27 protein-coding genes are annotated in these 25,597 nt (G+C 53.5%); 12 read left to right on the top strand and 15 right to left on the bottom strand.

Annotated elements, in window-relative coordinates:
• Window positions 1-162 precede the first annotated feature (162 nt).
• Together KWG64_RS04255 and KWG64_RS04250 are read left to right on the top strand one after the other, a co-directional pair.
• Window positions 163-627, top strand: a complete 465-nt coding sequence (locus tag KWG64_RS04255) for an STM2901 family protein (protein WP_218521027.1) — start codon at window positions 163-165, stop codon at window positions 625-627.
• Window positions 612-956, top strand: coding sequence for a DUF1493 family protein (locus tag KWG64_RS04250; RefSeq protein WP_218521026.1), 345 nt, complete (start codon window positions 612-614; stop codon window positions 954-956). The genes KWG64_RS04255 and KWG64_RS04250 overlap by 16 nt, the downstream gene beginning before the upstream one ends.
• Window positions 957-977: 21 nt before the next feature.
• Here the strand turns inward: KWG64_RS04250 and KWG64_RS04245 are convergent, their stop codons facing one another.
• Entirely contained in the window at window positions 978-1,460 is a 483-nt protein-coding gene (locus KWG64_RS04245) for an Hcp family type VI secretion system effector (protein ID WP_218521025.1), read from the bottom strand.
• A gap of 117 nt (window positions 1,461-1,577) precedes the next feature.
• Between KWG64_RS04245 and KWG64_RS04240 the strand changes: the two genes are divergently transcribed.
• On the top strand, window positions 1,578-1,775 hold the full coding sequence (locus tag KWG64_RS04240) for a hypothetical protein (RefSeq protein ID WP_195815865.1): 198 nt from the start codon (window positions 1,578-1,580) through the stop codon (window positions 1,773-1,775).
• Between the two features lie 224 nt (window positions 1,776-1,999).
• On the opposite strand, the gene KWG64_RS04235 is transcribed toward KWG64_RS04240, so the two are convergent.
• Window positions 2,000-2,881 (bottom strand): serine protease, encoded by an 882-nt coding sequence (locus KWG64_RS04235; protein ID WP_195824700.1) that lies wholly within the window; start codon window positions 2,879-2,881, stop codon window positions 2,000-2,002.
• A 144-nt stretch (window positions 2,882-3,025) separates the two neighbouring features.
• On the opposite strand from KWG64_RS04235, the gene KWG64_RS04230 reads away from it, so the two are divergent.
• Window positions 3,026-3,187 carry a hypothetical protein gene (locus KWG64_RS04230; RefSeq protein ID WP_218521024.1) on the top strand — a complete coding sequence of 54 codons (162 nt, stop codon included), beginning with the start codon at window positions 3,026-3,028 and terminating at the stop codon, window positions 3,185-3,187.
• 40 nt (window positions 3,188-3,227) lie between these two features.
• Here the strand turns inward: KWG64_RS04230 and asr are convergent, their stop codons facing one another.
• The 4 genes from asr to rstA form a co-directional block, all read right to left on the bottom strand.
• Window positions 3,228-3,707 (bottom strand): acid resistance repetitive basic protein Asr, encoded by a 480-nt coding sequence (gene asr, locus KWG64_RS04225; protein WP_195815867.1) that lies wholly within the window; start codon window positions 3,705-3,707, stop codon window positions 3,228-3,230.
• A gap of 558 nt (window positions 3,708-4,265) precedes the next feature.
• The gene (locus KWG64_RS04220; RefSeq protein ID WP_218521023.1) at window positions 4,266-5,747 is read right to left on the bottom strand and encodes a carboxypeptidase M32; all 1,482 of its coding nucleotides are present in this window, start codon (window positions 5,745-5,747) and stop codon (window positions 4,266-4,268) included.
• Window positions 5,748-5,749: 2 nt separating this feature from the next.
• Window positions 5,750-7,075 carry a two-component system sensor histidine kinase RstB gene (gene rstB, locus KWG64_RS04215; RefSeq protein WP_195815869.1) on the bottom strand — a complete coding sequence of 442 codons (1,326 nt, stop codon included), beginning with the start codon at window positions 7,073-7,075 and terminating at the stop codon, window positions 5,750-5,752.
• Window positions 7,072-7,803 carry a two-component system response regulator RstA gene (gene rstA, locus KWG64_RS04210; RefSeq protein ID WP_152326119.1) on the bottom strand — a complete coding sequence of 244 codons (732 nt, stop codon included), beginning with the start codon at window positions 7,801-7,803 and terminating at the stop codon, window positions 7,072-7,074. Before rstA ends, rstB begins: the two co-directional genes overlap by 4 nt.
• Window positions 7,804-8,163: 360 nt before the next feature.
• Between rstA and KWG64_RS04205 the strand changes: the two genes are divergently transcribed.
• Window positions 8,164-8,583 carry a hypothetical protein gene (locus KWG64_RS04205; RefSeq protein WP_104922006.1) on the top strand — a complete coding sequence of 140 codons (420 nt, stop codon included), beginning with the start codon at window positions 8,164-8,166 and terminating at the stop codon, window positions 8,581-8,583.
• A 78-nt stretch (window positions 8,584-8,661) separates the two neighbouring features.
• Here the strand turns inward: KWG64_RS04205 and KWG64_RS04200 are convergent, their stop codons facing one another.
• From KWG64_RS04200 to KWG64_RS04190, 3 genes are read right to left on the bottom strand one after another with little or no spacing between them, the layout of a single operon-like run.
• A complete protein-coding gene (locus KWG64_RS04200; protein WP_218521022.1) occupies window positions 8,662-9,897 on the bottom strand; it encodes a cytochrome c in 1,236 nt (411 codons plus the stop codon).
• Window positions 9,894-11,657: a GMC family oxidoreductase gene (locus KWG64_RS04195; RefSeq protein WP_165057389.1), complete on the bottom strand. Its 1,764-nt coding sequence runs from the start codon at window positions 11,655-11,657 to the stop codon at window positions 9,894-9,896. The genes KWG64_RS04200 and KWG64_RS04195 overlap by 4 nt, the downstream gene beginning before the upstream one ends.
• Before the next feature lie 15 nt (window positions 11,658-11,672).
• Window positions 11,673-12,422: a gluconate 2-dehydrogenase subunit 3 family protein gene (locus tag KWG64_RS04190; RefSeq protein ID WP_218521021.1), complete on the bottom strand. Its 750-nt coding sequence runs from the start codon at window positions 12,420-12,422 to the stop codon at window positions 11,673-11,675.
• A 542-nt stretch (window positions 12,423-12,964) separates the two neighbouring features.
• Here KWG64_RS04190 and KWG64_RS04185 point away from each other — a divergent pair.
• The gene (locus KWG64_RS04185; protein ID WP_255562082.1) at window positions 12,965-14,398 is read left to right on the top strand and encodes a YchO/YchP family invasin; all 1,434 of its coding nucleotides are present in this window, start codon (window positions 12,965-12,967) and stop codon (window positions 14,396-14,398) included.
• A gap of 3 nt (window positions 14,399-14,401) precedes the next feature.
• Here KWG64_RS04185 and narL read toward each other — a convergent pair whose 3' ends face one another.
• Window positions 14,402-15,052 (bottom strand): two-component system response regulator NarL, encoded by a 651-nt coding sequence (gene narL, locus KWG64_RS04180; protein WP_195815873.1) that lies wholly within the window; start codon window positions 15,050-15,052, stop codon window positions 14,402-14,404.
• Window positions 15,049-16,839: a nitrate/nitrite two-component system sensor histidine kinase NarX gene (gene narX / locus KWG64_RS04175; RefSeq protein ID WP_218521019.1), complete on the bottom strand. Its 1,791-nt coding sequence runs from the start codon at window positions 16,837-16,839 to the stop codon at window positions 15,049-15,051. Before narX ends, narL begins: the two co-directional genes overlap by 4 nt.
• 362 nt (window positions 16,840-17,201) lie before the next feature.
• Between narX and KWG64_RS04170 the strand changes: the two genes are divergently transcribed.
• Window positions 17,202-18,620 (top strand): NarK family nitrate/nitrite MFS transporter, encoded by a 1,419-nt coding sequence (locus KWG64_RS04170; RefSeq protein WP_218521018.1) that lies wholly within the window; start codon window positions 17,202-17,204, stop codon window positions 18,618-18,620.
• A 55-nt stretch (window positions 18,621-18,675) separates the two neighbouring features.
• Here KWG64_RS04170 and rcnR read toward each other — a convergent pair whose 3' ends face one another.
• Window positions 18,676-18,948, bottom strand: coding sequence for a Ni(II)/Co(II)-binding transcriptional repressor RcnR (gene rcnR, locus KWG64_RS04165; protein ID WP_218521017.1), 273 nt, complete (start codon window positions 18,946-18,948; stop codon window positions 18,676-18,678).
• Window positions 18,949-19,069: 121 nt separating this feature from the next.
• Between rcnR and KWG64_RS04160 the strand changes: the two genes are divergently transcribed.
• Window positions 19,070-19,984 carry a nickel/cobalt efflux protein RcnA gene (locus KWG64_RS04160; protein WP_218521016.1) on the top strand — a complete coding sequence of 305 codons (915 nt, stop codon included), beginning with the start codon at window positions 19,070-19,072 and terminating at the stop codon, window positions 19,982-19,984.
• A 94-nt stretch (window positions 19,985-20,078) separates the two neighbouring features.
• On the opposite strand, the gene KWG64_RS04155 is transcribed toward KWG64_RS04160, so the two are convergent.
• The 3 genes from KWG64_RS04155 to KWG64_RS04145 all read right to left on the bottom strand — a co-directional run bounded on the left by KWG64_RS04155 (window position 20,079) and on the right by KWG64_RS04145 (window position 22,330).
• Complete coding sequence (locus KWG64_RS04155; protein ID WP_101078878.1) at window positions 20,079-20,351, bottom strand: YqjD family protein; 273 nt, start codon at window positions 20,349-20,351, stop codon at window positions 20,079-20,081.
• Between the two features lie 114 nt (window positions 20,352-20,465).
• A complete protein-coding gene (locus tag KWG64_RS04150) occupies window positions 20,466-21,269 on the bottom strand; it encodes a DeoR/GlpR family DNA-binding transcription regulator (RefSeq protein WP_218521015.1) in 804 nt (267 codons plus the stop codon).
• Between the two features lie 23 nt (window positions 21,270-21,292).
• Window positions 21,293-22,330, bottom strand: coding sequence for an alcohol dehydrogenase catalytic domain-containing protein (locus KWG64_RS04145; protein ID WP_218521014.1), 1,038 nt, complete (start codon window positions 22,328-22,330; stop codon window positions 21,293-21,295).
• Between the two features lie 190 nt (window positions 22,331-22,520).
• Between KWG64_RS04145 and KWG64_RS04140 the strand changes: the two genes are divergently transcribed.
• The 4 genes from KWG64_RS04140 to deoC all read left to right on the top strand — a co-directional run bounded on the left by KWG64_RS04140 (window position 22,521) and on the right by deoC (window position 25,573).
• The gene (locus KWG64_RS04140; protein ID WP_218521013.1) at window positions 22,521-22,976 is read left to right on the top strand and encodes a PTS sugar transporter subunit IIA; all 456 of its coding nucleotides are present in this window, start codon (window positions 22,521-22,523) and stop codon (window positions 22,974-22,976) included.
• Window positions 22,977-23,094: 118 nt separating this feature from the next.
• Window positions 23,095-24,519, top strand: a complete 1,425-nt coding sequence (locus tag KWG64_RS04135) for a PTS fructose transporter subunit IIC (RefSeq protein ID WP_218521012.1) — start codon at window positions 23,095-23,097, stop codon at window positions 24,517-24,519.
• Window positions 24,520-24,545: 26 nt separating this feature from the next.
• A complete protein-coding gene (locus KWG64_RS04130; protein WP_195815881.1) occupies window positions 24,546-24,815 on the top strand; it encodes an HPr family phosphocarrier protein in 270 nt (89 codons plus the stop codon).
• An 80-nt stretch (window positions 24,816-24,895) separates the two neighbouring features.
• Window positions 24,896-25,573, top strand: coding sequence for a deoxyribose-phosphate aldolase (gene deoC, locus KWG64_RS04125; protein ID WP_195825908.1), 678 nt, complete (start codon window positions 24,896-24,898; stop codon window positions 25,571-25,573).
• The last annotated feature ends 24 nt before the right edge of the window (window positions 25,574-25,597 follow it).

The raw sequence follows: 25,597 nt of genomic DNA, 5'->3' as shown, positions 1-25,597 counted from the left end.
TGCCATTTTTGCATGAGTAGTTTGACCTGTTCATTATCATTTCATTCATCCCTGTTTTTGCAATCTCCTGATGAGCCAGACATGGAGACGTTCATTCGATTTATTGAAAGTGATTTAAGCGCGGCGTATTCTTAAACCCTTCTAATCAAATGGATATTGAGAATGGATACTACCGAAGAGTTGGGTGGGACTTATTTCTACCATGGGCATGCTAATCTGACGAACCAAGAGTTGTTCGGTCTAATTTTTCTTGAAAGCTTATCGAACCACCTTGGCCTTGATACCACTGCTACGGCCCTAATTATAACAGGGCAGCCCTACATCCCAGTTCCAAGCAAAATGGTGACTGCAATACCAGGTACCAGCGTAGCGTCCAAGTTAGCGAGGGCAATTTTGAAACAGGCAAAGCTGCCATTTGGTATCAAAGCCTGGACGCCTGTAGGTAAATCGTTCAACACTTTGACAATGAGACAGACTACCAAATGGGCAGCTTTGATAGATAGGTATGTGCCTTTTGTTGGTTACGCGATGGCAATAATATTGGTTGAGCGAGTTGCTACGGAAACTAAATCAAAATATAACCTGATTGCACGGCCAGAGCATCGTGTTGCATGGACATACTTCTAATGGACGACCAGGTTTTATCAATGTTCCGTGAGGAAATTCCCGGCTACTACGATTTTGATTTGAAGAGGGAGGTGCCTCTTGAGTTTGACACAGAACTTCAGGATTTCGCTCCGGGTGATGATTTTTTAGACGCTCTCGAAGCCTATCAAAAAATCTTTAAGGTCGATTTATCTGCCGTAAATTGGTCCTGCTACTTTCCGTGGGAAAATCTCCCTTTGTTAACTCGTTGGTTTAAGGCCAAGCGTAAAGAAGTAGAAAAGACCAGAAAGCCTCTTACGGTTCGAATGTTTGCTGAATCAGCCAAGGCAGGGAAATGGATTTACGATTAAGGGGCTTTCGCCCCTCTCAAACTAAGCTGTCTGACGGTCATTCCACGAATCGGCAAAAATAATATTGCCGTCGTTGTGCTTCCAGGTAATTTTCTCGTAACGGATTTCAACCGTTTCCATATGGTTCTCATTTGGATTGCTGGCTGCGGCCATTGCAGGAGAAATCGAAACTATCCGCACTTTCTCCAAAAGCATGTTGAAATATTCCACTTCCTGACCGGCATCATTAATGCGATACCACTTAATTTCAGCTGATTCGAGGTTCTGGCCTGTTGCCACAGCCTTGTAAATATAAGGGCTTGAGCAGTCAAAATCTTTTACGATCAGCAAAGGGGAGTGCATGCGTGTAGCTGTAACTTTCCCTGTTGCGTTGTCAGTCGGGATCATCAGGTTGTGATGAAATCCTTTCACCTCGATGCTATGTTCACGTCCGTTAACATCCACTCCGCCTTTAATCAGCGCGCCGCCGTCATCTTTGAGCCATAAGTAAGCTGGAATTGCCATTTCTCATATCTCCGTGAGTTTATGAAAATTTGAGTCAACGTACGCCCGGAGATATCAGAGAGCAATGAATCGAATTTCTGCTAATTTTGAAACGGGCTTATTACCAGGGTGAACATTGTGATCGATGAAAAAGAACAAACCGGTTTAATTGGTCTGGCGATCGGCGCCGCTGTGATGGGGCTGATTTCCGGACAGAAACCCATAAACCGCGAAAGTCTGATTGAAGAACTGCAAAAGCTTGGCCGTCAGAAAGGCGACGGCGTTGAGGATGAAGTCTTCGTCAAGGCCGCGCAGCTGGTGAGTAAAGGGCTTTAAACTGTATCAAATTGCAGGCGAAAAAAAGCCCGCAACCAGTGCGGGCAAGACGACATCAGTATTCGAAAACCTTGTTAGGGCAGAACAGAACCATCATACCCTCTGCGCAAAAATCTCATTCGTGAGTAAACTGCATAAATAGCACGGTATTTAAGTGATTAGACCAGTTAAAAAATCAAAAAGGCCTCTTTTCAGCGGCCTTTTTCGTTTTCGGATTCAATAAACTATTGTGCGGCAGGGGCCGCCGGGGAGCTGGCGCTGATCACACCGGAAGACAATGTGCTCAGGGCGTCGCGTATTGCCGGCACGGCCAGCGCGCGGTTGTCAGCCAGATAGCGATCCTGAGCCGCCGGTGCAGAGCTTTGAATCGCAATCAGCGACCAGCCTTCTGCATTTTTGATAAGCAACGGAGAACCGCTGTCGCCCGGCAGCGTGTCGCAACGGTGCGAAAGCACGCCAGGCTGCGCCCAACCGGTGATCTGACAGTCCTGATGGACATACAAATCATCCAGATGATCTTCCGGATATCCTGCCTGCGTCACCTTTCTGCCTTCCTGTTTCAGCACGGCGGTCAGGTCGTCACGGGAGCCTTCCCAAAGTGGTAATGGCTTGATCGGCAATGCGATTTTTTCATCTGTCAGGCGGATCAGCGCGAAATCAAACGGTGCTGCTTTCGGTGGCACAATCCAGCCTTCGCCGTCAGCTTTCAGTTTTTTGCCCAGTTTCGGGTCAACCAGCGTTTGTAATGCGGTGATCTGATAACGCCATTTCTGGTTGTGCGAAATGAAACGCAGGGCGATCACTTTGTCGATTTTCCCCGGAGGGGCCAGTACACAGTGGCCTGCGGTGAGAACCAGGTGTTTAGAAATTAAGGTTGCGGTACATAAATTGCCGCTTTCCGTTTCAATCTGACCGATTGCCTGCCACGGCCAGTGTGCGGCGGCAGCAACAGGAGTGCGCTGATCGTGTCCGAAGAACAGGGCGGTTTTTTCTTTAAGGCTGATAGCAGGTGCGTCGCTATCTGCATCATCCGGAGAATCTGCATGAACGAGAGGGCTGGCGGTAAAACAGAAAAAGCACAAAAACAGCGGTAACGCGATGCGCATAACATTCTGACCTTGAAAACAGGGAGAACCCGTGAACCAGTTATTATGGAACGATTATAGACGGTTATCTTTCGTGGTGGATATATTTGTCTGATAACTCAATCTTTTGAGCAGACGGCGGGCGCCATCTCAGGGTACATCACAATGACATCAGAAGTAGAAGAACAGGGTGATCAGACCGCAGAGGATCAGAGAGCACAGGGTGATTTCGAACAGGTAGCGGCGCAGCATCTTCCATCAGTACCTCAAGATAAAGAACCGGAGAAAAAACACCCGGCGAACCGGGTGTTAAGTCATCAGTCTTGATAATGGTGAGTAGATACGCTCACAAAGACTTCTTTACGACTTATGCTGCTGGAGTTGCTTTTGCAGCTGGTGCAGCTTTCTTAGCATGTTTTACGTGTTTTTTAGCAGCCTGCGCTTTCTGAGCTACCGGAGCAGCTTTTTTAGCGTGTTTCACGTGTTTTTTAGCAGCCTGCGCTTTCTGAGCTACCGGAGCAGCTTTCTTAGCGTGTTTTACGTGTTTTTTAGCAGCCTGTGCTTTCTGAGCTACCGGAGCAGCTTTTTTAGCGTGTTTCACGTGTTTTTTAGCAGCTTGTGCTTTCTGAGCTACCGGAGCAGCTTTCTTAGCGGCTTTTTTGTGTTTTTTAGCAGCCTGAGCTTTCTGAGCTACTTTCTTATGAGTCTTGTGCTTAGCAGCATGCGCTGGAGCAGCAGTAGTCGTTGCAGCAGCGGCTGGCGCTGGAGTTGCTGTAGTTTCAGCAGCGAAAGCGACAGAAGACAGACCCATTGCAGCGGCTACAACCAGAGCTAATACTTTTTTCATCTTTAATTCCTCGGAATTTCGTTTAAGTGTCCACCCCACTGCGGGGCCGGTATGAAGAATACTAGGCGGGTTCACTCACGAAGTCCGTGAGTGATTGGTTTCGGCGTGTAACGGAATGTACAAACTGGGGATTTCAGGGAAATCAGTGGGTTATGCGGTGGGGCTGCAGCGGTGGCGGCTCGGTACCTTTCAGAAAGGTGAAATTTTGGTTTTTCATGTGCCGGTGCTGGTGCCGCGGTACTGGAGGCTTATCTAAATTCAACTGCATTATTTAGATAACTATCAGCAGTGAGGTTGCGAGTTGGAAAGTTTCCGGCCGCTTTCAGAAAGCTTGCCGAACGCAGCGTTTCGAGACCTGTGGCTCGAAACCCAGTGAGGGAACCGCGTAGCGGCAAGTTTTCGCGGCAATAGCTGTGGCACCTGAAACATAGCCAGCCAGCGGCAGCGCGTAGTGAAAGAGCCAGGGGTTCTTAGGGGTGGCGGCGATAAGCCACCCCTGAGGCCAGTTTGGGTGGCAACCCAAGGTCTTGAATTTGAATTCAATGCCAGGCTGCTACCTTACAGGTATCTATTCTCCAGGTGTGCCCTGAAGAACCCCGGATTCAGTGTCTCTCCGGTTGCATTCGCCATCAGCTGGTCTGTGGTAAACCGGCTCCCGTGTTGCCAGATATTCTGCTGTAACCACTGGAACAATGCTGTCAGGTCGCCGCGTGCGATATCATCCTGCAAGGTTGGGATCGCTTTATTGGCGAACTGGAACAGTTGTGCGGCGTACATTGCGCCGAGCGTGTACGTCGGGAAGTAACCAAAACCGCCGTCGGTCCAGTGGATATCCTGCATGCAACCGTCACGGTAATTCCCCACGGTATCGATGCCCAGATATTCCTTCATCTTGCTGTTCCACAAGGCCGGAATATCGTCGACTTCGATTTCACCTTCCATCAGCGCTTTTTCAATTTCATAACGCAGGATGACGTGCGCCGGATAGCTGAGTTCATCGGCGTCAACGCGGATGAAGCCCGGCTGGACGCGCTGGTTCAGCTTGATGAAATTGCTTTCATCCAGCCCCGGACGCTGACCGAACTGTTCGATAACCAGCGGATACACCGATTTCAGGAACGGTTCGCTGCAACCCAGTTGCATTTCAAACAGCAGGCTTTGCGATTCATGAACGCCCATTGAACGTGCGTTGGAAACCGGCTGACCCAGCCATTCTTTCGGCAGGTTTTGCTCATAACGTGCATGACCGGTTTCATGGATCACGCCCATCATGGCGCTGAGGAATTCATTTTCGTTGTAACGCGTGGTGATGCGTACGTCTTGCGGAACACCGCCGCAGAACGGGTGAGCGCTGACATCCAGACGACCGGCATCGAAATTAAAGCCCAGACGATCCATCACTTTCAGGCCGAGCTGACGCTGTTTTTCGATGTCAAACGGGCCTTGCGGCGCAATGCGGGATTCTGTTTTCTGCTTTTCCACTACGGTTTGCAGCAGGTCCGGCAGCCAGGTTTTCAGGTCGCCGAACAGAACGTCGAGTTTCTGCGAAGTCATTCCCGGTTCATATAAATCGAGCAGGGCGTCATAACGGCTGATACCCGCGGCTTCGGCGCGCAGTTTGGCTTCTTCACGGCTAAGCTTTACAACTTCTTTCAGGTTATCGGAGAAACCTTCCCAGTCGTTGGATTTGCGCTGTATACGCCATGCCTGTTCGCAACGTGCGCCAGCCAGTGATTTTGCCTGTACCAGACTTTCCGGCAACAGCGCGGCCTGCTGATAATGACGGCGCATTTCACGCAGGTTCGCCTGTTCCACATCGTTCAGCTGCTCGCCACCGGCCTGTTCCAGCCATTCGCCGACCTGTTTCGCAGTGAGGATCTGATGCGTCAGCACACTCAGTTCAGCCAGCGCTTCGGAGCGCGCCTGGCCGCCTTGCGGGGGCATCATAGCCGCTGCATCCCAGCCTGCAATCGCCGATAAATGGCCGAAGCGGGATAAACGGGCGAAGGTGTCATGCAATTTTTTATACGCGATGGTCATTATTAGCTCCCTTCCTGGTTTTGGTCAGGCTGTTCAACAGCCAGATTGAATAGGGGTTTTACCGGCCAGCTGAAACGCATGCTGGCTCCGCCGAGTGAACTGCTTTCAACTGCAATACGGCCCTGATACGCCACGGCGATAGAGTGAACGATGGCCAGCCCGAGCCCGCAGCCGCCGGTTGCACGGTCGCGGCTTGGGTCGAGGCGGACAAAGGGTTCGAAGATGCGCACTCGTTCTTCTTCCGGAATGCCGGGGCCGTCGTCTTCGACCTGTAAATGGGCCATTTCGCCATCGAGCCACAGGCTGATGCGCAGCATTTCCTGAGAATAACGCAGGCCGTTGTTGACCAGATTGTCGAGCACGCGCTCCATCAGCCGTAAATCGACGCCGCCGAAATCGAGGTTTTCCGGCGCCTGATAAAGGATAGTGCGTTCAGCATTGATCAGGCGGAAATCCTCGACCTTGTCTTCCAGCCAGTGCGCCAGATTCACTTTTTCCAGATTCAGCGCCACCTGCGGGCGATCCAGCCGGGCGTAGGTCAGCAGTTCGTCGATCAAAGCTTCGAGTTGCCCGATGTCGCGGTTAATGGCGTTTTGTTCGGACTCCGGCAGGTTCTCGCTGATGGCCAGCCGGTAGCGCAGACGTACCAGCGGTGTGCGAAGTTCGTGGGCGATGCCGTCAATCAGCTGTTTTTTACTGGCAACCAGCGTGCTGATGTTGTCCGCCATCTGGTTAAACGCGACGCCCAGCCGGTTGAGGCTGGAGGTCGAATCAAAATCGATGCGTTCGTCGAGGTGCCCGTTCCCGAGGCGCAGCGCGGAGTTTTCCAGCCGCAGCAAATCCTGCCAGTGCGGGCGCATCCACAGGAAAACCGGCAGCGCGAGCGACAGACCGATGAAGATCAGCAATCCCAAATCGAGCAGCCGCATTTCGTGCATGTAAAACAGATACGGGATCGGGCCGACGACCAGCACGTAATGGCTGCGCGGAACACGCTGGATAAAGGTGTATTCGTCGTCGAGGGCAATAATCTCGCCGTCTTTCAGGCGCTGATCCAGCGCCGGGCTGAGTTTGCGCTTCCCGAGTGGTTCAATGTGGAGTTTGAAAGACAGGTTCAGATCCAGCGTATTAATGGTCTTGTTCCAGTCTTTAATCGGGATTTCCCTGAGCTCACTGCGCATCAGGTAAAGCGAACTTTTCATCAGGTCATTCATGGACTGACGGCCTGTGCGTTCGGCGGTGACTTTGTACACCAGGCCGACCAGCATCGCCATCACCAGGAAACAGACCAGCAGTAACAGAAAGAACTGGACGAAAAGCTTTCTCATTCCTGTAAAGACTCCCAGGCGTTCGGAGCAAACAAATACCCTTTATTGCGCACGGTTTTGATGCGGAAAGGTTCGAGGGTGTTGTCGTAGAGTTTTTTGCGCAGGCGAGAAATCGCCACGTCAATGCTGCGATCCAGCCCGTCGTAGCTCACGCCGCGCAGGTTTTTCAGCAACGCTTCGCGATCCATAATGCGGCCCGCGTGCGTCGCCAGTTCCCACAGCAAATCAAAGTCTGAGGTGGAAAGAATGATGGTTTCATCCACCAGCGTGACTTCGCGGTTCACCGGGTCAATACACAGCTGGCCGAAGTGCAGGGCGTTGCCGCTTTTCAGCGTCTGAACCGGTTGTTCGTTTTGCGCGGATTGCACCGGGTTCTGGCGCAAATGCAGGCGTAATCGTGCTAGCAAAACGGCCGGTGGCGTGGTTTTCAGGATGTAATCGCTGGCGCCCATTTCGAGCGATAAAATGTGGTTCATGTCACTGTCGAGCGAGGTCAGCAGCACGATCGGGCCGGGGAAAATAGGGCGCAAATCGCGGCACAGTGTCATGCCATCTTTGCCCGGCAGCATGATATCCAGCAGGACAAGATCGGGTTTTTCTTTCTCAATACGCGCCTGCGCCGTGTCACCACGGGGCTCGACCAGCACGTCGATATCATGTTTACCCAGATAGGCGGCGATTAGGTTGCCGACTTCTGCATCATCTTCTACAAAAACGATTCTATTCATTGGCTTGCTGTTATAAGAAATCCGGTGAGTAGCATAGCGTGACACGTCTGCTGACGCCATCGCGGTAGCGTAATAGAACGTGACATTTTTGCGGCATAAATTCCATATCCGCTAAATACTTTGGCTAAATTCTGAAATGCTAGCAAAGTGCGTTTCAGTGATGGAAAGCGCCTGAACCGACTGGCAAAGTGTTGTTGAATTATGCCATTATACAGACGAATAAATTTAGCTTCATAAATTGATCTGCATTATCTATCTGCCGGCAGATCCTTTGTCAGCAGGCAGAGCACTGAGCACACCTTCGCACGTTCTGTACAGACGTTCAAATGAACAGGCCCTGACCAGGAAGAGGAAACGGGGATGAATGAAAATCGCCTGGTACCCGATGCGCGCAGTCAAAAAGCGTCCTTTGACTACATGGAATATTTGTCCGCATCCTGCAAAAAGAAATGGAGTTTTGTCGACGCTATTTATGGCGTGATGCCGTTCTTCGGCATGGTTCTGAAATCCCGTTCGAAAAAAGATAAATCGAAGCAGGAAGCCTTGCGTGCCCTTGCTTTGCAGGTGGTTTCCACGCAGGTCAGCGACGAAACGAACATCGTCCGGCTGATTGAACTGGCAGAGCAGCAAAATATGTACAGCATCGATATTAACCTGCCGTACTCGCTGACCGATGACCAGCTCACCGCTATCAAAGTGGAATGCAAACATCTTGTGCAGCTGAGTCAGAACAACGATCACCTGTTAGTGCAGATTATGCAGATGCCTTCTCAGCACTGACCGTTCAGCACGAAAAGTCTTCAAACGTCTGTAAGAAAAAAGGCCGCTTTCGCGGCCTTTGTCCTGTCTGGCGTCCGGTTATTTCTTCAGCTCTGCGCGTAAGTCTTTCACATCGCTTGCCGAAACCGGTGCCGCGGCATTTCCCCAGCTGTTACGGATGTAAGTCAGCACGTTTGCCACGTCCGCGTCACTCATATTGGCATCAAATGACGGCATAGACGGCGCGGTCGGTTTGCTGTCGGTCGCGACCGGACGGCTGCCCGCCAGTACAACGCGGATCAGAGATGTCGCGTTTGGCTGGTTGATCAGCGCGGAATCGGCGAGGCGCGGGAACAACCCTTCCTGGCCCATGCCGGACGGCGTGTGGCAGGCGGAACAGCGGTCGGCGTAGATATTTTTACCGGCCACCATCGCGCTGTCTTCGGCTTTGACCGGCGAAGGCGCGGTGCTGCCGCTGTCGTGACCGCTGTCTTTCAGGTAAACCGCGACGGCTTTGAGATCCGCATCCGTCCAGTGCTGCGAAGAATTCGTCACTTCTTCTGCCATCGGGCCTGAGGCAATATCGAAACGGTTAGAGCCGGTTTTCAGATATTGCATCAGATCTTCCTGCGTCCAGTTACCGATACCCGTGTGTTTATTGCTGGTGATGTCCGGCGCAACCCAGTTTTCCACCACAGCGCCTTGCAGGAACTCGCTGTCTTTATCGCCGCCAATCATGTTTTTCGGCGTATGACAGGTGCCGCAGTGGCCGAGCCCTTCAACCAGATACGCGCCACGATTCCATTCCGCGGATTTATCCATCTGCTGTTTGAATTCGCCTTTTTTGAAGTTCAGCCAGTTCCAGCCCATCAGGCTGGCGCGCACGTTGAACGGGAACGGCAGCTGATTGGTTTCCACTTCGTGATGTACCGGTTGCAGGGTTTGCAGATACGCCCAGATGGCGGCGTTATCTTCGCGGGTCACTTTGGTGTAGGCCGTGAACGGCATCGCGCCGTACAGACGTTTACCGCCGTGGCCCACGCCTTCGGACATCGCGCGCTGGAAGTCATCGAAAGACCATTTACCGATACCCGTTTCCGGATCCGGCGTGATGTTGGCACCGACTAAACGGCCAAACGGCGTTTCGATCGGTACGCCACCGGCGAACGGTTTGGCGTCCGGTGTGGAAGCCGTGTGGCAGGCCGCGCAGTCGCCGACGGTGGCAAGATAGCGCCCCCGTTCAACCTGCTCGAAAGAGCCGTCACCGGCGGCCTGCGCCAGGCCGGAAACGCTGAGCGCCAGCAAGCCGAGTGAGAATGACGTTAACTTTTTCATGCGATCATCTCTCCCGGTTTTTTCAGGTAATAGTTACGGATCGCATGAGCGGCTTTAAACGCCAGTGCGCCGACGGTGCCGGTCGGGTTGTATCCCGGGTTCTGCGGGAAGGCTGATGCGCCGACCACAAACAGGTTCGGCACGTCCCAGACTTGCAGGTGTTTGTTCACGGAACTGGTGGACGGATCGGCACCCATCACAAATCCGCCGACGACGTGAGACGACTGATACGGCGTACCGTTCCAGTGGCCTTTCATCGGGTTGGCAACCAGCTGGCGCGGGTTCATCGCTTTCGCAATTTCCGCCACTTTACCGGTGCAATACGCTGCCATTTTCAGGTCGTTTTCCGGGAAATCGAACGTGACGCGCAACAGCGGGCGACCGAGACGATCTTTGTAGTTCGGATCGAGCGACAGATAGTTAGTTTTGGTGGTGTAGCTGCTGGCCTCGCAGCCGATGGACATCGAGCTGAGATAGTTGGCCACGGTGGCTTTTTTCCACTCGGAACCCCATTTAGGCGTTCCGGGCGGAACAGGGCGATAGCCGATCGGCGCGCCACCGATTGGCGTGACGCGGATACTGCCGCCGCCAAAGAATCCGAGCCCGCTGTGGTCGAAGTTATCGTTGTTAAAATCATCAATGCCCATCCCGACCGCACCTGCGCCGATGAACGGGTTGAAGTTCTTGTCATCGAAGAACAGCTGCACGCCGTTGGCCGTCTGATACGCGTAATTACGGCCGGTGGTGCCCTCTAACGTGACAGGATCATAAGGTTTGCCGATGCCGGAAAGCAGCATAAGGCGGACGTTTTCAAAGGTGAAGGCGCTGACGATCACCAGATCGGCAGGCTGTTCCCATTCGTCGCCGGAAGAGTCGATGTAAACTACGCCGGTCGCGCGTTTACCGGTGGAATCTTTCAGTACCTGCATCACTTCACAGTTGGTGCGGGCTTCGAAATTCTCTTTGCGGATTAGCGCCGGTAAGACGGTGGTGATAGCGCTGGCTTTGGAGTAATTGGCGCAGCCGTAGTTTGTGCAGAAACCACAAAACGTACACGGCCCCATTTTGACGCCGAGCGGGTTGGTGTAAGGCTCGGAGATCAGTGAAGAGGGCACCGGAAACGCTTTGTATCCCATATTGCGTGCGGCTTCGGCAAACAGCGTCGGGCCGTAAGGCTGGTCCATCGGGCGGGTCGGGTATTCAATTGAGCGCATGCCTTCATACGGGTTACCGCCGTCGCGATGCTCGCCGTTCACGTTGCTGGCTTTACCGGAAACCCCGGCGATGCGTTCAAACGAGGCGTAATGCGGCTCCATCTCTTCCCAGTCGGTTCCCCAGTCCTGCAAAACCAGTTCTTCAGGAATGGCTTTTGCGCCGTAACGTTCGGTCAGATGGCTTTTCAGGCGGAATTCGTCCGGCTGGAAGCGGAAGGTAATGCCCGCCCAGTGGTTGCCTGCGCCGCCGGTGCCGTTGCCCGGATGGAATGAGCCCCATTCACGCATCGGTAAGGCGGTTTGTGCCGGGTTGTTACGGATAGTAATGGTGTTCTGACGCGTGCGTAACATCAGTTCCTGGCGGGAGTTGTAACGCAGTTCGTCGGCGACGGTGGCCACGTTAAAATCGCGCGCCGTATCACGCCACGGGCCACGTTCGATAGCCACGACGTTCAGACCTTCGTCACACAGTTCATTGGCGATGATCGAGCCGGCCCAGCCGAGCCCGATAACCACCACGTCGGTTTTAGGTAATTTCTTTGCCATAATGTTTTTCTGCCCTTAGCTCTTCATTTTCCATGCGTCGCCGCCTGAAATGCTCAGCGGTTCCAGATCGAGTTTCTGGTTATGTTTGCCGACATATTCGCGGTAATCGTAGCGTGCGCCGGGGAAGCCCAGCATTTTCCACGACACCATATTGCGGTTACCGCCATAAATCGGATCAGCGAAGAAACCTTCCATGGTGTTCTTGAGCGCAATGGCGAAGAACAGTTTGGAATCGATCCCATCCAGAGCAATTTTTCCGCCTTCGAGGCCGGACAGGATTTGATCCTGCTGGTCGCCGGGCAGATCTTTGAACAGTTTCTGATGCTGCGACTGGCTGTATTTATCCAGCGCTGCCAGGCCGAGACGATAACGCTGCTGAGGAACTAATGGAGACTGATCGCCCTGTTCGGGGGTGCCGTCCTGGAACGGGCCTTCCATGTAAAGGCGGGCGTAGGTGCCGTAGAAACCGGCCAGCTGGCGGTCGATAAACACTGCGCATCCGGCGTCTTTACCTCCGACGCTCAGATTGTCGGCGGGTACCAGCCGGTCAACAATGGCTTCCATGGCGGCGGCTTCGGCGTCGGTGAAGAACGCCCAGCCATCGATATCAATTTGCGGAGGCGGGCTGGCGTCAAAGGGGCTCCACACGGGCGTTCCTTTGAGGGTTACCGCGTTTGCGGCCTTGGCCGCGCCCAATACTGCGGAGGCTGCCGTGAACGAGAGAATTTGCCTGCGGGTGACGCCCGGTAACGTTTTTTTGCTCATTTATGTTCCCTGTTTTTTATGTAGCAATATGCAGCTATAAATGGCGCACATCCCGTCGTCTTCCGGGCGGAAGAAAAGGGGAGAGGGACGCGTGCACAAGCATTTTTTACGGCCTGACGGCTGCTATTAAAAATGCCGGTCTGAATTCAGGTGCGCTCTGCAAAAGCAGTCGGGTGGCACCGGAATAAATCGTTAACCTGCTAAGGATAAATGAAAATGACCTGTAAAGATAAATGGTTAATTTGTTAAAAATGTTATGAAATGTGTGCGAATGGTTTTTAATGTTGTAATTTTAGACGTTTTTTTGTGATGTGCGTGGATTTAACCGCACGTATTGCAGGGAATACCCCCGCATAATTCCACTTTATGAAAAGGGTTATGTGGCCATTCATGGCATGAAGGTTGAAATATGTCGTTTGTCAGGTAAGATCAAACCTTACGTTTAAAATGTGTAAGGCATGACAAATGTCACAGATTTTTTTTCTTATTTATTGAAGCGTTATGCGGGCTCAACCTGCTTCTCTCTGTTCGTGGCAGGGGGATTGGCTTTCTATGCTGGAAGTGCCTCTGCGCTGACGGCAGACCCTTCTGAAGTTGCTTCCGGCACCCGGGGGCTTTCGTATGATCTCTCCGGTTTCCTGCCAGCGGGTGATGAAAAGTCCGCGTTTAATACCGGAAACCTCCGGCAATCCAATGTGTTACCCAGCCTCGGCAGTCAGTACATTAAAAATGACAATGCCCCGAGCGCGACGGAAAAACAGCTCGCCACCACGCTGAAAGAACTCGGCACGACCACATCAGACAGCGACGATCCGCTGCGCTTGCAGGCGGAAAATATCGCGCTCAGCCAGGCCGCCAAACTGGTGCAAAAAGAAACCAGCAGTTTGCTTTCTCCGCTGGGCACTGTCAGCACGACGCTGGATGTCACCGGTCATAATCTGGATGGCAGCTCCGGCCAGCTTTTCAGCCCGCTGTACAATTCAGAGAATAATCTGGTCTACAGCCAGATCGGCCTGCAAAGCGCGGCGGACGCCACGGTGGGGAATTTCGGTCTGGGCCAGCGTTTTAATACCGGCGCGTGGATGCTTGGCTACAACGCGTTTATCGATAATGATTTCGACCATCAGCTGACACGCGGAAGTTTGGGCGCAGAAGCCTGGACGGATTACCTGCGATTTTCCACCAACTATTATCATCCGCTGACCTCGTATCGCGCCGACAGCAGCACGTCTGCGCAACTGCGGCGCCAGGCGCGCGGTTACGACATCACCACCAAAGGCTATTTGCCGTTTTACCGCCAGCTGGGGGCGTCGCTGAGCTACGAGCAGTATTTTGGCAATCAGGTGGATTTGTTTGGCAACGGTACGCGTCAGAGCAATCCTTCGGCGGTTTCGTTCGGGCTGAATTACACGCCGGTGCCGCTGGTGACCGTGATGGCAGAACATCAGGCCGGGCAGGATGGCGATAATCAGGATGTGGTAAAACTGACGCTCAATTACCGTCTGGGCGTGCCGCTGGATCAGCAGTTGTCATCGCGCAACGTTGCCGCAGCGCGTTCACTGCGCGGCAGCCGGTTTGATATGGTCGATCGCAATAACATGCCGGTGATGGAGTTTAAACAGCGGAAAACCCTGTCGGTATATCTGGCGACGCCGCCGTGGTCATTGCAACCGGGCGAGACGGTGCCGCTGAAACTGCAACTGCGCGCGCTTAATTCTGTCGTCGCGCTGAGCTGGCAGGGCGATACGCAGGCGCTGAGCCTGACGCCGCCGGCCAATAACCGTAACGCGGAAGGCTGGAGCGTGATCGTGCCGCAATGGGACAATTCGCCGGGCGCCACCAACAGCTACCGTTTATCGGTGACGGTGGAAGACAGTAAATCGCAGAAAGTAACGTCAAACTGGATCACGCTGACCGTTTCCCCACCGCTGACGGCGCAACCGCAATACGGCGATGACGCCGGACTGAATTTCTAAACGTTAAATCACGTTACTCTGCAACACCCAGACCGCCGCTTCGACGCGGGATTTCAGCTTCATCTTTTTCAGCAAATGCTTCACGTGAACTTTCACTGTGCTTTCGGTGATGTTCAGGCGGCGGGCAATCATCTTGTTCGGCAAACCTTCGGCAATCAGCTTGATGATGTCGCGTTCACGCGGCGTCAGGGATTGAATATCGCGATCGCCGCTCGGACGGCTTTCACGCAAACTTGCCGCCAGCACCGGCGTCAGCGCTTCGCTCAGCACCATTTTGCCCGCCGCGGCGTTGTGCAGGGCGGCCAGTAAATCTTCCGGCTCCATGTCTTTGAGCAGGTAGCCGTCCGCGCCGCGTTTTAACGCCGTCACCACGTCATCTTCATGATTGGATACGCTGAACACCACCACGCGGCCAGACAGTGAGGTCTGACGCATGCTGTCGAGCGTATCCAGCCCGTTCATGCCGGGCATATTCAGATCCAGCAGGATCAGATCCGGGTCGAGCTGTTTCGCGAGTTCGACACCCTGTTCGCCGTTGCTGGCTTCGCCAATGACTTGCAGGCTGGCATCGAGCGCAATCAGCTGTTTCACGCCGTTGCGCAGCATAGGATGATCGTCAATCAGCAAAATGGTGGAAGGGGTGATGTCGTTCATACTTGCTCCTGGGGATTAATGGGTAACGCTTCCGGACGGAAACGGACCGTGACTTCTGTGCCGCCGTCCGGACGTCGGGCAACCCGACATTGGCCGTGTAATGTGCTGGCGCGATCCTGCATGATGATCAGGCCGTAATGATTTTGCCGCTCTGCGTCAGGGGAAATGCCTTCGCCGTTGTCGCAGATGCTCATGGTGATTTCGCCTTCACTGGCGTGCAGCGAAAGGGAAACCTGCGTCGCTTTCGCGTGTTTATAGGCATTGTTCAGCGCCTCGCGGGCGATGTGTAACAGGTGAATGCCCTGATTCGCCGGAACCGATCGCGGCGGGATCTGATAATCGAAATCTATCGCCAGCCCCATGCGGCGCGAGAATTCGTCCACCGTATGTTGCAGCGCAGCCCGCAGGCCTGGCGTGTTAATCGTCAGGCGGAACGTGGTCAGCAATTCGCGCAACTGGCGGTATGCGGTACTCAGTTCCTCACGCATCTGCTGTAACAGTGCCGCATCTTCCTCACACAATCTTTCCTGATGCATCTGCAAACAGGCCACCTGAATCTTCAGGCAGGAGAGGGACTGCGCCAGCGAATCGTGAAGCTCGCGGGCGATGGCCGAACGTTCTTCCATCAGCATCAGCTGCTGCTGATCCTCAGCCTGCCGCGCCAGCATTAATGTACTGGTCAGTTGCTCAAGCAGGGTATTCACCAGCTGTTGCTGATCGTCATTAAGATGTTGCCCCGGCGGCAACTGCGCCAGCAGAACGCCGTAGTTTTCGCGCTCATCGCGCAGGCTCCAGCTCAGGGATTCCCCGGTTTCGCCCGCATGTTCGCCCACTTTCGGGCTGACCGGCTGGCGCGGCGACGCCTGACTGAATTCATTAAACACTTCCGCGCCGTTATTTTCGTATTGCCGCACCTGCACGCCACTGAGCGGCGTCAGTGACTGCAATTCTTTCAGCACCGGCTGCATCCGCATTTCCAGCGGTGCGCTGGTGTGCAGCTGGCGGCTGACGCGGTACAGGTAATCCAGCATCCGGTTTTTCTGTTGCAGATCGGCGGTTTTCTCCGCCACGCGCTGCGCCAGATTATCGACCATTTCACCCAGCGCCACTGACATGCTGTTGAGCGAATCACCGAGAATATCCATCTCGTTATGCGCATTGCCGGTCGCCACGCGTTTGCGTTCATAGCGGCGGGTGAAGTCGCCGGCGGTGATGGCGCTGGCCTGAGAAAGCAGGCTGCGCCACGGCGTCAGCAGATGGCGGCGCAGGAACCAGATGGTCAGCGCCAGCAGGATCAGGGTGAAAGACACCAGACCGCGCTGGATCAGCGCAATCTGCTGCAAATGGTATTCGGTTTTATGTTCCAGCTCGGCGACCAGCGTATCGAGCTGGCTGACAAACACCGCCATATTCGCGGAGACGTCCTGCGGATGTTTCGCCGCCAGAACCTGATCGCGCAAGGTGGTTTGCCAGTAATGGCGCAGGGCAAAAAATTGCGGCTGGAGATTTTCACGCTCAACGGCCTGCAACAAATCGGCGCTGTTCTGGTCAACTTCCATCTGGCGGATATATGCGGCGCTTTTGCCGTTCAGCGGCACTTCGGACAATAACCGGTAACTCTGCATGCGCAGCGAACCGGCTTTATTAATGGCGTGGGCGTTACCTTCAATACTTCCCGCCATCCACGCCGCCATGCTCATTCCGCCAATGCCCAGCAGGCCGAGCAGCAGCATCAGCAGGGTGATCTGGCTGACCAGCGAAAGAGAAGGCAAAGCGCGTTTAAACATAACTGGGTTCCTGGACCTGTGTCGGGAGCGGTAAATACCGTGAAAAGCTGAAACGATATAATTACGGAGTGGCATTTTTTATGATCAGGGGGAGTTTCCCTATACCTCTTTGTGATTACTCCTTTATTTCCATCAGGTTGATACTCCTGATAACCACAGGGAGATTGAGTGACCAACTCAATGAATCTTAGCACTTTATCTGAAACCCGCCGGATACTCACAAAGGATTTGTGGTCTTTTTTTCGCCTTTTTACACCTGCCGTTGCGTTGATTTGCATCAACATGCGGAAGCGGTGCTCTACCTAGTGTGTGCGACATAACTCAGTCATTACAACTATAACGCGCTGCTACACGAGGTACTTATGTCACAAACATCTGCTCCATCAACGGAAAAGCCGTCACGCCTGCTACAGGACTGGCGGCCGGAAGATCCGGCATTTTGGGAAAAAACCGGGCATAAAGTGGCGAGCCGAAATCTCTGGATTTCAGTGCCTTGTCTGTTACTGGGTTTCTGCGTCTGGATGCTGTTCAGCCTGGTGTCGGTAAACCTGAACAAAGTCGGCTTTAACTTCACCACCGATCAGCTGTTCATGCTGACCGCCATTCCTTCCGTTTCCGGCGCACTGCTGCGCGTTCCTTACTCGTTCATGATCCCGCTGTTTGGCGGTCGACGCTGGACGGCGCTCAGCACCATCTTCCTGGTTCTGCCGTGCGCATGGCTGGGCTTCGCGGTGCAGGATGTCAGCACCTCTTACAACACGTTCCTGATTATCGCACTGCTGTGCGGTTTCGGCGGCGCAAACTTCGCGTCAAGCATGTCCAACATCAGCTTCTTCTTCCCGAAAACGAAGCAGGGCGGCGCACTGGGTATTAACGGCGGTCTGGGTAATCTGGGCGTCAGCGTAATGCAGCTGGTCGCTCCGCTGGTGATTTCCCTCGGCGTGTTTGCCGCGTTCAGTGACAAACAAACGCTGGCGAACGGTGCTGATATGTGGCTGCAAAATGCGGCGTGGATCTGGGTACCGTTCCTGATTATCGGCACAATTGCCGCATGGTTTGGCATGAATGACCTGGCGACGTCTAAAGCGTCTATCCGCCAGCAACTGCCGGTACTCAAACGCGGTCACCTGTGGATCATGAGCGTGCTGTATCTGGCAACATTCGGCTCGTTCATCGGCTTCTCTGCCGGTTTTGCGATGCTGACCAAAACCCAGTTCCCGGAAATAAACATCATTTCGTACGCGTTCTTTGGTCCGTTTGTTGGCGCACTGGCTCGTTCTGCGGGCGGCATGTTGTCTGACCGTCTGGGCGGTATCCGCGTCACGCTGGTGAACTACATTCTGATGGCTGTTTTCGCTGGTTTGCTGTTCCTGACCCTGCCGGTCGGCGGTGTGGGCGGCAATTTCCCGGCCTTCTTCGCCGTCTTCATGGTGCTGTTCCTGACGGCCGGGCTGGGCAGTGGTTCGACTTACCAGATGATTGCGGTGATCTTCCGTAAAATCACCACCGATCAGGCGAAAGCGCGCGGTGCAACCGACGACGAAGCGCTGCGTGAAGCCGTCACGGACACGGCGGCGGCACTGGGCTTTATCTCTTCGATTGGTGCGATCGGCGGCTTCTTCATTCCGAAAGCCTTCGGGACTTCTCTGGCGCTGACCGGTTCACCGGCGGGTGCGATGAAAGTCTTCCTGGTGTTCTACGTGGTGTGTGCGCTGATCACCTGGCTGGTGTACTGGCGTAAGCTGAACAAAGGTTTTGCGACCAAACAGGTCAGAAAATAAAGTCTGACAGACAGTAACGAAAAGGGGCTCCGGCCCCTTTTTTCATGGGCGCAAATCACTTCACGTAAGAATTCAGCACATTCAGTACGACATCCAGATCGGCCTCGCGCTTCGCCACATCCTCTTCATGCACCAGATGATCGGTCAGATGTCCCTTGATCACTTCGCGCATCAGCCCGTTGACCGCGCCCCGGATTGCCGCAATCTGCTGCAAAACCGCTGAACATTCGTGCGGCTCATCCAACATTTTATACAATGCCACAACCTGTCCCTGAATCTTGCTGGTACGCGCTTTCAGCTTCTGTTTATCGCGAATGGTATGTGACATGTTAACTCCCTGATGGCCGAAAATACGCGGACAGCATAACACCCTCAGGATACTGGGGGGTAGTATTTGATACTGGGGGGGAGTACAATCGCCAGCGCCACTTTCCTTGAGAATAATAATCATGAACGACTTTGCCACATTGTTGCAGCAGGGGAATGCCTGGGTATTTATTCCCAGTGCCATATTGTTAGGGGTTTTGCACGGCCTTGAGCCGGGGCATTCGAAAACGATGATGGCGGCATTCATCATCGCGATCAAAGGCACCGTCCGGCAGGCAGTGATGCTCGGGCTGGCGGCTACGGTTTCGCATACCGCCATCGTCTGGCTGATTGCGTTTGGCGGGATGGTTATCAGTAACCGTTTTACTGCCGAATCGGCGGAGCCCTGGCTCCAGCTGATCTCGGCCGTGATTATCGTCGGAACGGCCACGTGGATGTTCTGGCGGACATATCGCGGAGAAAGCGCGTGGAAACAGCAGCAAAATGGCGCGGGGCATACCCATGATCACGGCGCTCATGATCACCATAACGATCATCCGCATGACCATCATCACGGTCACGATCACGGGATTCTTCAGGCGGCCAGCGTGCCTCGCGCTGTTAACGCCAGACCGGCGAGCCTGACAGGGTTTCGCGTTAACGTCGCTGCGCAGGAATATCAGGACGCACACGAAAGGGCGCATGCGGGGGATATCGCGCGGCGGTTTGCGACACAGGAAGTCACCAACTGGCAGATTCTGTTCTTCGGCCTGACCGGCGGGCTGATCCCGTGTCCGGCGGCGATTACCGTGCTGCTGATTTGCATCCAGCTGAAAGCGCTGGCGCTGGGTGCCGCGCTGGTGGTCTGTTTCAGCCTCGGGCTGGCGTTAACGCTGGTGACCGTGGGCGTCGGGGCAGCGGTGAGTGTCCGTCAGGTTGCCAAACGCTGGAGCGGATTCAACACGCTTGCCCGGCGCGCACCGTATTTTTCCAGCGTGCTGATTGGCGTTGTCGGAATTTATATGGGCGTACACGGTGTTATCGGGCTGACGTCGTAAGGAAGGGAACTGGCGGGGATTCACTAGCTAATAAAACAAAGAAAGCCCGGCGGGCTTTCTTTTGCTGAAGCTTAAAACTGATTAACCGTAAGGCTTATTTGCGGCCAAGCAGTAAACCGAGCACGACGCCGATAGCACCTGCGGCGATCAACCCTGACAGCGGATTTTCTTTAATCTTTTCTGCAACATCCGAAACCGCGTCACTTGCCTGAGCAGAGTATTTGCGTGCCGCGCCTTTCAGCTGATGTTTCGGTGAATCCACAAAGTCCCCAAATTGCTTCTGCGCTTCGCCAGCAAACTCGTTTGCTTTGTTTTCGACCTTATCAGCCAGACGGTCTGCATCGTTATCGAATTCTTGAGATGACATTTTAGTGCTCCTTTGTTTGTGTCAGCTGTTAAGCGTAGTCGGAAAACCTGATGTCTGCCGGTTTCCCGCACAACGGCATGGCACAATTAGGAGGATTACCTAATAGCAATAATATTACCCGCGGCCTTTCGCTGAGCCGTCGCAGACCAGCATTCCCTGCGCTTCCAGCCCGGAACGGACGTCATCTTTAATGCTGTCGGTGATGAAAATATGGATATCGGAGATATCGGCAAATTTGGCGAATGCGTCACGGCCGATTTTGGTTGAATCCGCCAGCAAAATCACGCTGGTCGAACAGGTAATCATCTTCTTTTTAAATGCCGCCTGCCGCACATCCGGCGTCGTCGCGCCATTTTTAAGCGTAAAACCGTTGGTGCCCATGATGGCTTTATCGATGATCAGATCAGACAAACTGTTGTCGTTACTGAACGGGATCACGCAGTGAAGTTGTTTGCGCACCGCGCCGCCGATAAAGAACAGATTCACCACGCCCGGCGAATCTTCCAGCGTCAGGGCAATTTTTAAATCGTTGGTGATCACCGTCAGTTGCTGGCGTTCACCCAGAATTTTCGCCAGTTCCAGCGTGGTGGTGCCGGTATCGAGCAACAGCGTATCGCCGTCTTCAATCTGCTCAAGTGCGAGCTGCGCAACCATGACTTTCGCATCCTGGTTGCAGACCTCTTTTTCCGTGGACATCATTTCCACGCCGGTTTTACTGCGGATCAGCACGCCGCCGTGCGTCCGCGTCACCAGCATGTTCTTTTCCATTTCACGAAGATCATTACGGATCGTGGAAGTCGAGACTTTGAATATCTGGCAAAGCTCGGCGACCGTGGCTTTCTTGTTTTCCTCCACAAACGCAAGAATGGCTTGCTGGCGTTCGAGTGAAAAAACTTTATCTTCCGAATGATCGTTCATGATTTTTCTCAGTGTCCAGCGGGTTATAAAACGAAGGCCACTTTCAGCGCCTGTCCTGAACGGGCGGCGCTGAAAGCCTCGTCATATTGTTCAAGAGTGTACTTGTGAGTCAAGATTTCTTTCAGATTAATCAGTCCATTGGAAATCATTCTCAGGCTTTCGCGATACTGACGTAAATTCTGCCCGCTCATGCCGGTCACCGTGATCTGCCGGTAATGAATAATGTTGGTATTCAGGCTGACCATTTCTTTACCGTGCGGCAAACCGCCGAAGAACAGCACGCGGCCATTTAACGCCGTCAGTTCAAAGGCCAGCGACTGAATTTCCGCAATCGACGCCGCCGTAATCACCACGTCACAGCCGCGATTTTGCGTAATGCGCATGACGTCCGCCAGCGTATCGGTGCCGCTTACCGGCACAAAGTCCGGGTCAAAATTACACGCCATCGCCAGCCGTTCCGGGTTGATGTCGCTGATCAGCACTTTTCCGGCGCCCGCCGCTTTATGCAGCATGGCGTGCATCAGGCCAATCGGCCCCGCGCCAATCACCAGAACCGTGTCGCCGACGCGGGTATGGCAGCGCTCAAATGCATTATAGACACAGGAAAAAGGCTCAATCAGCGCGCCTTCTTCAAACGAAACGTGGTCCGGCAACGGCACGATATTTCCCTGCTGCACGGCGCGGGCGGGGATCACCACATAACGGGCAAACGCGCCGTTTTTCTGAATACCCAACGCCTGGAATTCCTTGCAGGTTTGCGTATTGCCGCTGATGCAGCTGTCGCAGGTACCGCACCCATAGTTAGGGGCAACCGCCACGCGCATTCCCACACGCCATTCCGGACTGACGTTCGCCCCCACTTTCTCAATGACGCCCGATAATTCATGCCCCAGCGTTAACGCCTGCGGTGACTGGCGATGGCCGTTGGAGAACATCCGCAAATCGGTACCGCAAATCGCCCCGACTTTACACGCCAGCAGCACTTCGTCTGGCGCGATTTCGGGTTCAGGCAGGTCGGTTAAACGGAGTTCACCTTTGGCAAATAACTGAATTGCTTTCATAACAGCCTCTCAATGGTTACAGGACGGAGCGTCTTTTGCTGAACGGGGTGTTGATCAAAAAATCGACTCAATGTGAATTCTTGTGAGTTTAGTCATGTAATTACCGATGTCAATTGTTTACTATCGTTTTGCTCTTGGTTTACGCATAAACGATAATAAACGACAATTAACAACAAAAGGGAAAGCCAGTATGAGGATTATTTCAGAAGACACCGTAATGTTGCGTCTGGACGTTGAGGATAAAGACGACGTTCTGCGGCAGATGGGCAAAAAGATCGAAGCGACCGGGTGCCTGAAACCGGGTGGTTTCGAACACTTCATGGCGGCCATCCGTAAAAGAGAAGTTGAGTTCTCAACGGCAGTCGGCCACGACTTCGCCATCCCGCACGGCAAGAGCGACGCGGTTGCGTTGCCGGTCGTTGCCTTTGCCCGGCTGGCGAAGCCGGTTTTATGGGATGCCGAAGAAGATGACCAGGCGCAGTACGTCTTCATGATTGCCGTGCCGGAAGAAAGCGCAGGTGATGAACATATCAGGATCCTGATGAAACTCGCGGGCGCGATTATGGAAGATAATTTCCGTGACCAGATTGCTGCGGTGAAGGATAAAGCGCAGGTCATTGAAATCATGACCCGTTACGTTGATTAACCTCTTCACGTTCTGTTCTGGCCTGAATTCATCTGATATCGATAGAAAACGATAATCAACAGAGTGAATCAGCAATAAATGACAGGCCGGAAAAGTCACTCTTTATGGAGCCAGAATCATGTCGACCAGAGAAAAGTTTTTTGTCGCAGTAACGGGATGTCCGACGGGGATCGCCCATACGTTTATGGCGGAAGCCGCGCTGAAAAAGGCCGTTGAAAAAGCCGGTGCGGGGATCCGCGTTGAAACCAACGGGGCCGTGGGCATTGAAAACGCGCTGACGGCAGAAGAAATCGCCCGGGCCGATATGGTGATTCTGGCGTCCGACAAAGCGGTGGAAATGGCACGCTTCGACGGCAAGCCGTTAATCCGCGCATCGGTCGGCCACGGCGTCAAAAAAGCCACTGAACTGGTGGGCAGGGCGATGGCCGGTGAAGAAGACGTTTACCGGAACGAACAACCCGCAACGCCTGATCATGAAAAACCTGCCGCCGAAAAAGCAGAGCGTCAGGGTGTCGGGCGGTCGGTTTATATCTCCCTGATGAACGGCGTGTCGAACATGTTGCCGTTTGTGGTCGCAGGCGGCGTCTTAATCGCCATTTCCTTCTTCTGGGGCATTTACTCTTTTGACCCGACCAGCGCGCAATACAACCCGATTGCCGCCAGCCTGTTTAAACTCGGCAAACTCTCGTTTTCATTAATGGTGCCGGTCTTTACCGCGTTTATCGCGTACTCCATTTCGAATCGCCCCGGTTTTGTGGCCGGATTCGTCGGCGGCCTGCTGGCGACTGACATCGGCGCGGGCTTTCTTGGTGGCATTATCGCGGGCTTTTTCGCCGGTTATTTCATGAAATGGATGCTGCACATCACCCGTTCATTTCCCCGTTCGCTGGAAGGTTTCAAGTCCATCTTTCTGATGCCGCTGATTGGCGTTCTGGTGGTCGGCGTCTTCATGCTTTATGCCGGTTCGACCATCGCGGCCTTAAATAAAGGCATGATGGTGTGGCTGGCCGGGCTGGAACACGCGAACCCGTTATTGCTCGGCATTGTGATTGGCTGTATGAGCGCGTTTGACCTCGGCGGCCCGGTAAATAAAGCCGCGTATGTTACCGGTACGATGTTGCTGGCCGAGCAGGGCAACGCATTATTTATGGCCGGCGTCATGACCGCCAGCATGGTGCCGCCGCTGGTGATTGCCTTTGCGACCGTGATGTTCAGAAAGTATTTCGAAAAAGAAGAGCAGGCCGCCGGGCTGGTGAACTTTATTCTCAGCGCGACATTTATTGCCGAAGGCGCGATCCCCTTTGCCGCAAAAGATCCGCTGCGTGTGATCCCGATACTCATGCTGAGTGCGTCGATCGGTGCCACGCTGACGTTCTTCTTTAAAGTCGCGGTGCCCGCCCCGCACGGCGGGCTGATTATTCTTCCGCTCGTCACGCACGGTTTACTTTGGGTAATCGCTATTCTCAGCGGCGGACTGACCGGCGGCATTATTTACGGGTTATATCGCAAGGCTAAATTTAATAAATCCGCGCTGACTGTTTAATCTGATTAATAAGGAAACAGAACGTTATGATTGCATCGAAAATACGTTTTATTAACCCCATGGGATTTCACAGTCGTCCTTGTGCAACATTTTCGAAAATGGCGAAGAAATTCAACTGCAACGTTAGTCTGGTGAATAAAGAAAAAGCAGCCGATGGCAGAAGTATGCTGGCGCTGATGAAACTGGGCATCGTACATGATTCGACGATTACTTTACTCTGCGAAGGCGAACAGGAAAAAGAGGCCAGTGAAATACTGAGTCATTATTTATCCACGCTGGTGGAAGAGGCGGGCTGAACTTATTGTCATCGTAACCCATGAATTTATTTGCCGGCAGGCAATTCCCTGAATACTGAAACCTGATTAAGGAATAGAAAATGAAATACTCTGCTGAAAAACTGGCTGCATTCTTTGACCATACCAATCTTCATGCGTATGCGACCAAAGATGATTTCCAAAAACTGTGTGATGAAGCGAAAGAATACGGTTTTGCTTCTGTCGCCATCAACTCCTGGCCGGTCGCCACCTGCCGCGAAATGCTGAAAGGTTCACCGGTGCTGACCGGCGCGGCGATCGGTTTCCCGCTGGGCCAGATGACCATCGCCGCTAAAGTGTTTGAAGCACAGGACGCCGTGAATAATGGCGCCCAGGAATTCGATTACCTGCTCAATGTCGGCAAAGTCAAAGAGCATGACTACGCCTATATCAGAGCAGAAATGGCGGCACTGGTGGCTGTTGCCAATAAAGCCGGGATTGTGTCGAAAGTCATTTTCGAAACCTGTTACCTGACGACAGAAGAGATTATCAACGTGGCAAAAATCGCCTCAGAAGTGAAACCGGGCTTTGTTAAAACCTCCACCGGATTCGGCACGGCGGGCGCAACCACTGAACACGTCAGATTAATGAAAGAACACGCGGGCGAACACGTTCAGGTTAAAGCTGCGGGCGGAATTCGCACACTGAGCGACGCGCTTGCCATGATTGACGCGGGCGCGACGCGTCTGGGCAGTTCTGCCGGAATAAAAATCGTTAATGAACTCATCGCCGCGAAATAGCATTCAGAAAACCGGCCTGTCATG

It is taken from the genome of Rahnella sp. PD12R, from assembly GCF_019200965.1.
GTDB lineage: Bacteria > Pseudomonadota > Gammaproteobacteria > Enterobacterales > Enterobacteriaceae > Rahnella > Rahnella laticis.
This window is presented reverse-complemented; position numbering and strand designations above follow the sequence as displayed.